The sequence below is a fragment of the Micromonospora sp. URMC 105 genome, assembly GCF_051386295.1.
GTDB lineage: Bacteria > Actinomycetota > Actinomycetes > Mycobacteriales > Micromonosporaceae > Micromonospora.
Window position 1 is genome coordinate 14,071 of record NZ_JBPQTL010000027.1, and the last position, 11,644, is coordinate 25,714.

Below are 11,644 nucleotides of genomic sequence, written 5' to 3' on the forward strand. Positions count from 1 at the left end.
CTGGTGCGGCGGCTGCGCGACCGGCCGGTGGTCCCCGCGCGGGACCGCCGCCCGCCGCGGTGTTGCATCCACCACCGACAATGGGTGGTCCGTGGCTTCCCTGGACTCGGCGAAGGGGTGCGATGCGAGAACCGACGACCCGCCGGCCGCCCCGCCCGGCCCGGGACCGGCTCCCCGCCGGTGGGCCCGAACTGCTCTCCCTGCTGGTCCGGCTGCTGCGCCGGCCCCGTCGCGGAGACCGGCGGCTGCCGCTGCTCTGGCTGGTCCGCGCGGCCGGCGCCGGTGACGTGGCGGGCCTGCTGCGCCGCTTCGTCGGCCAGGGCACCGGACGCCGGGTGCCGCACGCCGTGCTCGACCCGGTCACCCGGCCCGGCGCCGACGACATCCCCGCCGTGCTGCGCGAGCTGCACCGGCAGCTCTCGCTGGAGGCATTCGGCACGGCCCGCCTGCGATTCCGGCACTACCCCCTCGCGGACTGGCTGATGCACCAGAGCCTGGGCGTCGACGTCGACACCGCCGACGGCGGCCGGGCGGCGCTGGTGCGGCGGCTGCGCGACCGGCGGGGCCGCCGCTCCGCCGAGGAGCCCCCGGTGACCGGCGAGTCGGGCTTCGGCACCGCCCTGCAACTGCTGCTCTGGCTGCTGCGCCGCGCGGTGCCCAGCGCGGTGTTCCGGATCGCCGTGTCCGGGCGGGTGCCGCTCGTCGGCCGGCACTACCGCTGGTTCATGCGGCAGCAGTACCTCGCGCCCCGGCAGTCGGTGACCTTCCTCGGCTTCGCCGAACGGCTCACCGCCGGCTGGCGCGACGGCGAACAACCCGCCCAGGTGGACAAGCTGCTGCTGCACGCCTTCCTGGAGGACCTGCGGCTGGCGTACCGCCGGCGGTTCTGGCGGCCGGGAGACTGGCGGCGCACCGCGTACCCCGTGCTGCTCGTCGACGGCGTCGCTGTCGGCACCGTCGGGCACACCCTGGTCCGGCTGCTCAACGACGTCCGCAACGAGACCGGCCGCAACGACCCGCTGCTGGTGGTGGCGGTCGCCGACAAGCCGCCGCCGGAACTGCCCGCCACCCGCGCGCTGCGCGAGGCCGACGAGGCGTACGAGGAGTGGGCCGAGGCGCTGCCGGAGACCCGGCGGCTGCGCCGCCCCGCCGCCTGGCTGGTCGTCCTGCGGCTGGAGAGCGGGGACGACGTGCCCCCGCCGGGGGTCACCCCCCGGACGCTGGTGGCGCCGGATCCGCCCTGGTGGGCGCGGCGCTTCCTGCCGGCCGCGGTGGCCCTGGTGCTGCTGCTGGCCGTCGGGGCGTGGGCCGACCGGCGCTGGGCGCCCGACTGCCATCCCTCCCTGACCGGGCAGGTCACGGTGCAGATGGTCGACGGCGAGTGCGTCGGCTACAGCGACAGCGCGGGGCAGGTGTTCAACAGCGATCCCGGCCAGGACCGGCTGCGGGCGGTGCAGCGGCGGATCTTCGCGCAGAACCGCGCCGCCGAGGAGGTCTGGCGGCGCAGCGAGCACCGCCGGCCGTACCTGACCCTGGTCTACCTGGGCTCGCTCACCGGCAACCGGACCCGCGCCGACGAGGAGTCGTACGTCTCCGAGCGGGAGGAACTGGAGGGCATGGCGACGGCCCAGTACGCCCTGCTCAAGGAGTCCGCCGCCGCCGACGGTGCCGCCCTGCTGCACATCGTCGTCGCCAACGGCGGGCGGCAGATGCGCCACGCCGGCCGGGCGGTGACCATGCTGGCGGAACTGGCCCGGGAGGACCCGACCCTGCTCGGGGTGGTCGGCCTGGTGGAGAGCCGGACCAGCACCGCCGCCGCGCTGCGCGAGCTCAACCGGGTCGGACTGCCGGTGCTCGCGCCCACTTTGTCGGCCGACCGGATGGACCAGAACTCCAGCCTCTACCTGCAGATGTCGGCGCCCAACTCGGACCAGGCCCGGATGCTGGAGGCGTACTCCCGGCAGGTGCTGAAGGTGACCGAGGCGCACGTCTACCACACCACCGGGGAGGGCAGCTCGCTCGCCGACGACCTCTACGTCTCCACTCTGGTGGACGGCCTGCGGGAACGCTTCGGCGACCGGCTCACCCGGCTGGACGAGTGGCGCACCGGGCGGCGGCTGACCGAGGAGTGCGGTTACCGCGGCGTGCTGATCTTCGCCGGCCGCTGGTCGGAGTTCGACGGGTTCCTGCGCGCGCTCAAGGAGTGCGGCGCGAATCCGCCCCGGCACCTGCTCGCCGACGACTCGGTCAACCGCTACATGGCCAACCCGGGCTTGCGGGCCAGCGCACCGGGCAACCTGCCGGTGACGTACGTGTCGAAGGCCGCCCTGGCCACCTGCGGCGCGCTGCGGGCCGCGCAGGCCCGGCGCGACGACGCCCGGGGCACCTTCCTCAGCTGGGTACGCGCCGACGACCTGCTGGACCCGCCGCGCTGCCGGGACGACACCGGCATTCCGGTGGGGGAGCGGGTCAGCCTCGCCTACGACGCGTCGATGATGATGGTGCGGGCGCTGGAGAGCCTCGCCGCCCGGCTGCGGCACGCCGACACCGGCCGGCGCTGGGAGCCGCGCGCGGTCAACCCGGCCGGGGTGCACGCCGAGGTGCTGCGGCAGAACGCCGCCGGCGGGTACCCGGGGGTCGCCGGCCTGGTCCGGTACGCCCCGGACTCCGGCGAGCCGGTCGCGAAGCGGATCGCGCTGCTGCGGGTGGCGGAGGTGCCGGACGTGCGCGCGGAGCCGGTCGAGGTGTACCACTGCGGCGCCGCCGACGGGCCGCCCGACCCGGCCTGCCGCCCCGCCTGAGCCGGGCCGCGTCCCGGCTGGTGCGCCACCGGCCCCGCTCCGTTAGGGTTCCCTCGACCGGACGGACGTCGTGGGGGAGCAGACGGTGGGCAGGCTCGCGTCGGCGTACGAGCAGGCGGTCACCGCCCACCGCCGGGCCCGCGAGCGGTGGGGCCAGGCCCGGGCGCTGCTCGACCGGCTGGCCGGGCAACCGGTGCCGGAGCGCACCGTCGACCTCGTCGCCCGGCTCGGCCGCCTCGCCGCCGGCCTGACCGCGCCCACCGCCCCGGCGACCCGCCCCGTCGGCGAGCCCGCGCCGGTGCGCATCGGCGACGCCACCACCGCCGACGGCCGGTTTCCGCTGCTGCTGCCGCTGGGCGCCGGGCGGCACGTCGCGATCAGCTCCGACGCCCGCGACCCCCGGGTGGCGGTGCTGCTGCGGCTGCTGGTGCTGCGGCTGCTCGCCACCACCCCGCCCGGCGCGGTCCGGGTGGTCGGCATCGACCCCGCCGCGCTGGGCGCCACCTTCCTGCCGCTGCGACCGCTGCGCGAGGCCGGCGTGCTCGGCCCGGCCGCCACCACCGAGGCCGAGATCGGCGCGCTGCTCGACGCCGCCGAGGCGCACGCCCGCGCCGCCCAGCAGGCCGGCCGCGACGACCACGAGCTGCTGCTGGTGGTGGCCGCCTCCGCACCCGGCCCGCGCGAGCTGGCCCGGCTCGCCGCGCTCACCCACGCCGGGCCGGCCGCCGCGGTCTGCGTGCTGCTCGCCGGTCACCCGCCGGCGCCGCCCGCACAGGTGCCGCCGCTGGGCGCCACCACCACGCTGCGCCTCGACGAGCGGTACGCCTGGGTCGGCGACCCGCCCGGGCACCCGTTCGGCGACGACGGCACCGGGCTCGCCGTACCGGTGCTGCTCGACGGCGACCCGCCGCAGGAGGCCGTACGCTCGCTCGCCGGGCGGCTGGCCGCGGCCGTGCGGCGCGACGCGGCGCTGCACGTCGCGGACCTGCTGCCCGAGCGGCGGTGGACGGAGTCCGCGCTGGCCGGCCTGCGGACGGTGGTGGGCCGGGCCGGGCGGGAGCCGGTCACCCTCGCCTTCGACGACGCCACCCCGCACTGGCTGGTCGGCGGGCGCACCGGCGCCGGCAAGACGGTCTTCCTCGTCGACGTCCTCTACGGACTGTCCGCCCGCTACTCCCCGGCGGAACTCCAGCTCTGGCTGCTCGACTTCAAGGAGGGCGTCAGCTTCACCGAGTTCGTCCCCACCGAACGGGACCCGTCGTTCCTGCCGCACGCCCGGACCGTCGGCGTCGAGTCCGACCGCGAGTACGGCCTCGCCGTGCTCCGCGAGCTGCGCCGGGAGCTGGGCCGCCGGGCGGAGGAGTTCAAGCGGCACGGGATCACCAAGCTCGCCGACCTGCCGGCGGACGTGCCGGCGCCCCGGATCGTGGCCGTGGTGGACGAGTTCCACGTGCTGCTCGCCGGCAACGACCGGCTCGCCCGGGAGGCCGTCGACCTGCTGGAGGAGCTGGCCCGCAAGGGCCGCTCGTACGGCGTGCACCTGGTGCTGGCCAGCCAGAGCACCACCGGCGTCGAGGCCCTCTACGGCCGCGCCGACACGCTCTTCGGGCAGTTCGCGCTCCGGGTGGCGCTGCCCGGCGGCGAGGCCGTGCTCGGCCCGCGCGGGGCCGGCGCCGCCACCGCCGGCGCGGTCGGCACGGCCGTGGTCAACACCGCCGCCGGTGCCCCCGGCGCCGACCTGCTGGTCCGCTTCCCCGACGCGCACGCCGACGCCCGGCAGGTCGCCCGGCTGCGCTACGAACTCTGGGACGACCGGCCGGAGGGCTGGCCGCCGCCGTCGGTGTTCCGGGGGTACGAGCCCGCGCACCTGGAGGACGAGCCGGCCGCGACCGCCCTGCGCCCCGGCGGGCGGCGTCCGTCGGTGCTGGTCGGCCGGACGGTCGACGTGGCCGGCAGCCCCGCCCAGTTCGCCCTGGACGGCACGCCCGGGCGGCACCTGGCCGTGGTGGGCACGACGGCGACCGGGGCGCACGTGCTGCGGGCCGCCGCGCTGAGCCTGGCCCGCCAGCACGCCCCCGGCGAGGCCGAGTTCGTGCTGGCGCCGCTGGTGGAGGCCGCCGACGAGCCGGCCGACGAGACCGCCGCCGGGATCAAGGCGGCCGGGCATCCGGTCACCGTGGTCGACGCGGCCGGGCTGCGCGGGCGGATCGGGGAGCTGGCCGCCGCCCCGGAACAGCGGGCCCGGCGGTACCTGGTGGTCTTCGGCGTGGACGCCGCCGGCGCCGCCCTCGCCCGGACCGACCCGGACACCTTCCGCTCCGGGCACGACGACCTGCGTGCGCTGCTGCGCCAGGGTCCCGGCCAGGGGGTGCACCTGCTCGGCTGGTGGCGCGGGCTGCGCCGGCTCGCCGACGACCTCGGCGGCTCGCAGAACCGCGACGACGTGGCCTGCCTGGTGGCGCTCAACGTGCCCGCCGCCGACCTCGGCCTGCACCTGGGCGTCACCGACCTGGCGTACGTTCCCCGAGCCGACCGGGCGCTGCTGGTGGACCGGCACGCGCAGCGGACCGCGCTGATCGTGCCGTTCGTCCGCCCCGGGCACCGCACCGAGGACGAGGAGCGCTGAGTGTCCACCTTCGCCGAGTACGCCGCCGCGGTGCGCCAGCTCTCCGTGCAGGTACGCGAGGGCGAGCGGGGCGCCGCCGCCGAGGCGGAGCGCCGGCGGCGGCTGCACGGCGGGGTCGCGCAGCTCGGCCAGCGGCTCGCCGCCCAGGGCCACCGGCTGGACCAGCTCGGCACGGCGATCGGTGCCCCGCCGGCCGCCGCGGCCCCCGCGGCCACGCCGGACGCACCGGACCCCGCCACCGATGCCGAGGGCGACCCGGTCGTCGTACTGGAGGAGGCCGGCCGGCTGGCCGACGAGGCCGAGCTGCGGACCCGGCAGGTCGAGGCCCTCGCGGCCCGGCCGGAGCTGCTGCCGACGTGGTCGCCGGCGGCCCGGGCGGTGGCCGTCTACGTCGCCTGCGCCGCCGCCGGGGTGCTGCTCATGCTGGTCCTGGTGGTCGCCTCCGGGGTGGGGCTGGTCAGCGGCTTCACTCTGGGCGCGTGGATCTGCGCCGGCCTGCCGGTGCTCTCCTTCGCCGCCGGCTGGCTGATCCTCGGCCGGTGGGGACGGCCCGCCCTGGCCACCGTGGACCCGCCGCGCTTCGTCCCGCTCGGCTTCGTCATCTGCGTCGCGCTGGTGCCGACCGCGTACTGCGCCAGCCTGCTGCTCGTCCGCTTCCTGCGCTGACGGCCCCGCCGCGTCCCGGGCCGCCGCCACGGCGGCGGCAGCCCGCGCAGGGTGCCGTCGTGGTGCGCCAGCCGGGTCCGCGCCGCCCGCTGCTCGTCGCACGGCCCGGGCCGTCCACAGCTGCGGCAGACTCCGGTGTACGCCTCCGTGCGGTGCGCGGCTATCGTCCGCCGCGCGTCGGCGACCTGCTCCGCCGCGTACCTGCGCAGGTCGCCGGCGTTCACCGGCCGCCGCCCTCGATGCCGGTGCTGGTGGCCTGCGCGTGGGCGGCCCGGACCAGCCGGGCGAAGCGGACCTCGGGGCAGGGGTAGTCCTCGCCGCAGCCGCAGAGCCACCGGGTGACCACCCGCGGGGGATGAGCGAACAGGATGTCGTCGGCGTCCTCGACGTCCTGTGCGGACACCAGCGGCTCCGGGCGGGCGCGGTCGGCGGGTGGAACACCATGGCTGTCACCGGTGCCGGGTGACCGCCATGGTGTTCCACCCGTGGCGTCCTCGTTCCCGTTCGCCGAGCGGTTCTCGTCGGGTCGGTCGTGCATCGGGTACTCCCGTCCGGTGGCTCTCCTCGGTGGGGGATCGCTTCAGCGTGGGCGCTGCCTGCGGGCAGGGCCCGGCACGCCCGGCCGTCCGGGGGGACCGGCCGACCGGGCGCTCTGCGCGGTGGGAAGGGACCAACTCCGGTTTGCAGACCTGGGAGCCGGTCGAGACAGAGCGTATATAACAGGTGATGTAAGCGCAAGCAGTCGACCAGGCATTGCTTGCTATACAAAGTTTCACGTGATCAAATGGCGGTGCAGACCTGGGAGACACCAATGCCCGCCAAAGCCAAGTGGGCGCAGATTGCCGACGGCATCCGCGCTCAGATCCAGTCCGGCGAACTCGCGCCGGGAGACAAGCTGCCATCGACGTCCGAGCTGTGCCGTCAGCACGGCGTGTCGGCCATCGTCGTCCGGCAGGCGATCAACGCGCTCAAGATCGAGGGGCTCGTCGAGGGTGTCGGCGGCGTCGGCGTGTTCGTCGCCGAGCGGTAGCCGGCGACCGGAACGTCGTCGCGTGACGGCGGTGTCTCGTACCCTCCTTTGTGGTCGACGCCGCCGGCGGGGCCGAACGACGCGGGACGACCAGGGGAGGGCGCGTGAGCGCAGCACAGGTGATCGCCAGGCTGGCGGCGGCGGCGCAGAAGCTGGACGAGGCGAAGACCAAGACCGCCGCCGCGGCGCAGGACGCCGCCGAGGCGCGGGAACTGGTCGCCGGTGCCCTGGAGGGGGTCGCGGCCGGGCCGCTGATCGGGATGCTGGACGCCTACCGGCAGGCGCTGACCCAGGCCGCGCAGGGCGCCGGTCCCGCCACCCAGCAGGTCCAGGAGACGATCGCCAAGGTACGCGCACTCGGCAGCTGACCCGGCCGCGCCGGATGCAATGACGGATTGTCGACAGTTGATGCGCCGCCGTGCCGTGCCGGACTCCGGTCCCGACCTGGCCGGACCCGTTCCCGGCCGATTCGGAAAAGCCTGTCCGGCGGGCTGCCAACCCCTATTTCCACCGGAGCCGTCCCCCGGGCGGAGCGGCTGAACGCGCTGGTGGAGCGCGGAACGGGGCGGTGAGGGCGCGTCGCCGGTCGATCGGTCCGCCTGATCCGTGGTGGCGTCGTCCATTCGCGACAGGTAATGTCCTGCGACGTCGAAATCCGCTGATCGGATGTCGGCACCGCTTTCCTGCCCGCGCACATACCGCCGACGGTCGGCCCGGCCGCCGTCCGCTGCGCCGTGCCCGTGAACGGGTGCCATTCGCTCCTCGGCGAATGGGTGGCGTCTGTCGTCGAGGAGTTTGCCGTGAGCGACCCGGACGTTGACCCCCAGATGAGACCAGCGGCCCAGCCACCGCCGACCGGGCCACGCCCGGCCGGGCCGGGCGCCCTCGACCGGCGGCTCGCCGACCGGCCACCCGGGTACCCGAACGCGCTGGTGTGGCTGCGCGCCGGCATCCTGCGGGACTGGCGGGGCGTGCTCGGCTCCTTCGTGGCCGCCTGGTTCTACCTGCCGCTGGCCCTGCTGGCCGCCGTCTGGGGCGGGCTCTCGCTGGGTGTGCTCGGGCTGGTCGCCGGGGGCACCCGGTCGGGTGAGGCCCTGCCGTCGGTGGTGCGCGACGCGCCGCTGGTCGGCTCCCTGCTCGACGCCTTCCTCAACCGCTCCGGCGGGGTGGTCGGCGGGTTCGCCGGCTTCGCGCTCGGGTTCCTGGCCGGCTTCCTGGTGGTGCTGATCCTGCCCTGGCGGGACGCCTTCGACGAGCCGGCCAACCTGTTCACCGGCCTGGTCGGGATGGTGGTGGCCGCCGCCCTGGTCGGCCTCGTCTACACCCTCGGCCGGGTGCTGCTGGAGCCGTGGCTGCTGGGCGTCTCCGGCGCTCGCCAGCTCAGCCGCCGGGAGGCCGAACGGCTGCGCCCCATCCTCTCCGGGTGCGCCGCGCGCCTCGGCCTGCCGGGCGTGCCCCGGCTGCTGATCGAGGACGACCCGGTGCTCACCAACGCCCGCGCGTACGCCCGGCACATCGTGGTGACCACCGCCCTGCTCGACGAGTCCGACGAGGAGGTCGCGGCGCTGCTCAGCCACGAGCTGGTGCACTGGCGTACCGGTGACGAGGTGACCAGCGCCTTCGTCCGCGGGGTCGGGCTGCCGCTGGTGCTGGTGCACGCGGTGCCGACCTGGCTGATGCGCCGCTTCCCGCACCCGGCCACCGACCTGCTGGTCTTCGTCGTCTTCTGGCCGGTGCTGCTGACCATGCGGTTCGTCGTGCTGCCCTGCCACCGGCGCGACGTCCGGGCCGCCGAGTACCGGGCCGACGCCGGGGCCGTCCTCGCCGGGCACGCGGCCGGCATGCGGTCGATGCTGGAACGGCGCCGGTCCTTCGAGACCGGTCGCAGCGGGTGGGACGAGGCGGTCTGCGCCACCCACCCGCCGTCGGAGCTGCGGCTCGACCGGCTGGAGCGGCTCACGCCGGCCACCGCCGACCCGGCGACGGCCGCCGACGGCAGCCCCGCCCGGGTGGGCACGGAGGAACTGTTCGGCCGGCCGGGGCCGATCGGCTCCCGGCGGGCCTGGGTGCTGGTCGGCGCGCTGGTGCTCGTCGGCTGCCTCGGCGGTGGCGCGCTCACCACGGCGCAGTGGCTGCTGTTCCGCCCGCAGGCGGCGGTCGACACCTACTTCTCGGCCCTGGACGACCGGGACGGCCGGAGCGCCCTGGCGGTGCTGACCCCGGACGCGAGGGCGGCGGCGGGCGACGGCGAGCAGCTCGCCCGGATGGTTGGGGCGGACGGCTACCAGCCACCGACCGACGTGGACGTCACGGCGGTCGAGCGCGACGGCGACGAGGCGGTCGCCACGGTGAACTACACCCTGGCGGGGCAGGAGCTGACCGCCGAGCTGCCGCTGCGCCGGGACGAGTCGGCGACGCTGGGGCTGTTCCACCGGTGGCAGATCGCCGCGCCGCCCACGCGGCTCAGCCTGCCCGGGCAGGAGGGCCTGACGGTCAACGGCCAGCCGGCGCCGTCCGCCCCGGAGGGCGTCGCCCTGGTGCTGCTGCCCGGGTCGTACACGGTGGGCGGTCAGCGCACCGCCCTGGCGGAGACCCCGTCGCAGGTCGTCCACGTCCTGCCGGGACAGGAGAACGCGGGGAGCCCGGAGCTGACGCCGACGCTGGCCCCGGCGGCCCAGGCCACGGCGGAGGAGAGCGTCAAGGCGTACCTGGACGCCTGCGCGGCCCGGACGGTGGCCGCGCCGGAAGGATGCCCCTTCCGCTACTACACCGGGGAGAAGGTGCAGAAGATCGCCTGGAAGATCACCCGGTACCCGACGGTGGAACTCACCCTGACCGGCCCGGCCTCGGCGCAGGTGTCGACGCCGTACGAGGCCCGTGGGTCCGCCCGGGCGACCGGCACCACCACCGGGTTCTTCGGGACCACCCCGTTCACCGAGGACGAGGAGTTCCAGGTGGTCGGGGTGGTGTCGGTCATCGACGGCAAGCTGACGTTCCGGCCCGGCGGCCAGTAGGAGGAGCACGACGTGACCGATTCCATGCACCGGGCCGGAGCGCCCGTACGGATGATGCTGACCCCGCGTGCCGCCCGGCCGCCCCGGGTGCCGCTGCTGACCTGGATCCACCGCCGGCCGGAGTTCCGGGCCGCGGTGCGCGACGCCGCCGCCGGACAGGGCGGCCGGCCCGGCTTCAGCGACGCCGTGATCATCGCGGTGGTCGCCCAGGCGCTGCTGCCCGGCCTGTTCAACCTGCTGCAGAGCTGGGTGGACCAGCAGCGTACCGAGGTGAGCGTGCGCATCCAGGTCGGCGACGCCGAGGCGGAGATCCAGGTCAACGGCCGGACGGATGCCACCACGCTGCTCGACCAGGCCACCCGGGCGCTGAAGGCGGCGGCGGCCGACGGGGAGACCGACCCGACGGCCTGACCGAGGAACCCGACGAGGGGCGGCCGCCGCCGCCTTCAGGCCGCGATCGCGGCCGCCCCTCGTCGTGGTCGCCCTCGTCGTGGTCTGCCTGGTTTGCCGGAAGACACCTCCGGTGCGACAACGGGTTACCGGCGCGTAACTTGGCATTGACGTGTGTGAATTGTGGCCCGCATCATCGTCCCACCGATCGATCGGATCCCCCATTCACCGTCCCCGCTCCCCGGGAACCTCCCACCGGAGGTGCAGCCATGCTGCTCCGAACGATGCTCGCCGCCACCGCGGCCCTCACCGCCCTGCTCGTCCCGGCCACCGCCGCCGTGGCCGCCCCCGACCGCACCACCGGCACCGGCGCCGTCGCCGCGTCCACCACCACCGCCGCGGCCGCGAACGCGAACGCCAATCCGGTCATCGTCGTCGGAGGGCTGATCGGGGTCTCCATCGCGTACGAGCCGATCGCCGCCCGGTTGCGCGCCGACGGCTTCCGGGTCTTTATCTTCCAGATCCCCGGGCTGGGCTTCGGCGACATCCGCGAGTCCGCCCGCGCCTTCAAGACGTACGTCGACCAGGTCCGCGCCCGCACCGGGGCGGCCAAGGTGGACCTCGTCGCCCACTCCGAGGGCGGCCTGGTCTCCCGCTGGTACGTCAAGTTCCTCGGCGGAGCCGACGCGGTCGGCCGCTACGTCAGCCTGGGCAGCCCCCAGCAGGGCACCTACGCCGCGAACATCCTGAAGTTCGTCGGCCTCGGCAACTGCGCCGGCGTGGTCGCCTGCCAGCAGATGTCCATCGGCTCGGATCTGCTCACCGCCCTCAACGACGGCGACGACACCCCCGGCGCCGTCCGCTGGGCCACCGTCCGGACCTGGCAGGACGAGCTGGTCTGGCCGATCGCCAACGCCGCGCTCGCCGACGGCGCGACCAACGTGCTGATCCAGAGCGCGTGCCCGCTGCGGCTGGTCGGTCACCTCAGCCTGATCCTGGACGGCACCACCTACACGGTGGTGCGGCAGGTGCTCACCGACGCGCCCATCCGGCCGAACTGCTTCGCGCTGTGAGCCGGACGCGCCGGACGGGCCAGGTGGAGTCCGCCCGTCCGGCG

General features: G+C 75.7%; 9 protein-coding genes. 8 read left to right on the plus strand and 1 reads right to left on the minus strand.

Translation table 11 applies throughout. From position 1 onward, the window contains the following. Positions 1 to 122: 122 nt before the first annotated feature. From ACSNN7_RS11890 to ACSNN7_RS11900, 3 genes are all read left to right on the plus strand, one after another. A complete protein-coding gene (locus ACSNN7_RS11890) occupies positions 123 to 2,801 on the plus strand; it encodes a hypothetical protein (RefSeq protein ID WP_436680796.1) in 2,679 nt (892 codons plus the stop codon). 85 nt (positions 2,802 to 2,886) lie between these two features. Next, a complete protein-coding gene (locus ACSNN7_RS11895) occupies positions 2,887 to 5,427 on the plus strand; it encodes an FtsK/SpoIIIE domain-containing protein (RefSeq protein ID WP_436680797.1) in 2,541 nt (846 codons plus the stop codon). Then, positions 5,428 to 6,093: a hypothetical protein gene (locus ACSNN7_RS11900; protein WP_436680798.1), complete on the plus strand. Its 666-nt coding sequence runs from the start codon at positions 5,428 to 5,430 to the stop codon at positions 6,091 to 6,093. Positions 6,094 to 6,313: 220 nt separating this feature from the next. On the opposite strand, the gene ACSNN7_RS11905 is transcribed toward ACSNN7_RS11900, so the two are convergent. Beyond that, the gene (locus ACSNN7_RS11905; protein WP_436680799.1) at positions 6,314 to 6,496 is read right to left on the minus strand and encodes a hypothetical protein; all 183 of its coding nucleotides are present in this window, start codon (positions 6,494 to 6,496) and stop codon (positions 6,314 to 6,316) included. Between the two features lie 381 nt (positions 6,497 to 6,877). On the opposite strand from ACSNN7_RS11905, the gene ACSNN7_RS11910 reads away from it, so the two are divergent. The 5 genes from ACSNN7_RS11910 (at position 6,878) to ACSNN7_RS11930 (ending at position 11,600) form a co-directional block, all read left to right on the plus strand. After that, the gene (locus tag ACSNN7_RS11910) at positions 6,878 to 7,123 is read left to right on the plus strand and encodes a winged helix-turn-helix domain-containing protein (protein ID WP_436680800.1); all 246 of its coding nucleotides are present in this window, start codon (positions 6,878 to 6,880) and stop codon (positions 7,121 to 7,123) included. A 104-nt stretch (positions 7,124 to 7,227) separates the two neighbouring features. Next, the gene (locus ACSNN7_RS11915) at positions 7,228 to 7,491 is read left to right on the plus strand and encodes a DUF6244 family protein (RefSeq protein WP_436680801.1); all 264 of its coding nucleotides are present in this window, start codon (positions 7,228 to 7,230) and stop codon (positions 7,489 to 7,491) included. Between the two features lie 432 nt (positions 7,492 to 7,923). Continuing rightward, positions 7,924 to 10,137 (plus strand): M48 family metalloprotease, encoded by a 2,214-nt coding sequence (locus ACSNN7_RS11920; RefSeq protein WP_436680802.1) that lies wholly within the window; start codon positions 7,924 to 7,926, stop codon positions 10,135 to 10,137. A gap of 12 nt (positions 10,138 to 10,149) precedes the next feature. Next, positions 10,150 to 10,548 (plus strand): effector-associated constant component EACC1, encoded by a 399-nt coding sequence (locus ACSNN7_RS11925; protein ID WP_436680803.1) that lies wholly within the window; start codon positions 10,150 to 10,152, stop codon positions 10,546 to 10,548. Positions 10,549 to 10,796: 248 nt separating this feature from the next. After that, positions 10,797 to 11,600 carry a lipase family alpha/beta hydrolase gene (locus ACSNN7_RS11930; RefSeq protein ID WP_436680804.1) on the plus strand — a complete coding sequence of 268 codons (804 nt, stop codon included), beginning with the start codon at positions 10,797 to 10,799 and terminating at the stop codon, positions 11,598 to 11,600. Positions 11,601 to 11,644: the final 44 nt, after the last annotated feature.